Source organism: Janthinobacterium sp. KBS0711 (assembly GCF_000988085.1).
Taxonomy (GTDB): Bacteria; Pseudomonadota; Gammaproteobacteria; order Burkholderiales; family Burkholderiaceae_D; genus Janthinobacterium; species Janthinobacterium lividum_E.
This window is the reverse complement of the sequence record NZ_LBCO01000025.1, coordinates 1-326: the sequence shown is the minus strand read 5'-3', so window position 1 is coordinate 326 and position 326 is coordinate 1. Positions and strand designations below refer to the sequence as shown.

The following is a 326-nucleotide window of genomic DNA, read 5'->3' as shown; positions in this document are numbered from 1 at the left end:
GACGAGCGCTATGCCACCGTGCAAGCCGAAAAAGCGGCGTGGGAAGAGGAATTGACGAACTGGACGCACGAAAAAGATGCGTACAGCCTGGACATGATCGAAGAGCAAAAGAAAGAGCCGGGCAATTACCTGCACCCGCGCCAGGTCTTGCGCGAGCTGGAAAAAGCCATGCCGGAAGACGTGATGGTGTCGACCGACATCGGCAACATCAATTCGGTGGCCAACAGCTATCTGCGCTTTGAAAAGCCGCGCAGCTTCTTTGCGGCGATGAGCTTTGGCAACTGCGGCTATGCCTTCCCGACCATCATCGGCGCGAAAGTGGCCGC

Annotated in this window: 1 protein-coding gene; it reads left to right on the top strand. The window is 57.4% G+C overall.

Going from position 1 to position 326, the window contains the following annotated elements; all coding sequences use genetic code 11:
* On the top strand, nucleotides 1-326 hold a 326-nt coding region (locus tag VM94_RS17785), incomplete at both ends, for a thiamine pyrophosphate-dependent enzyme (protein ID WP_046684707.1).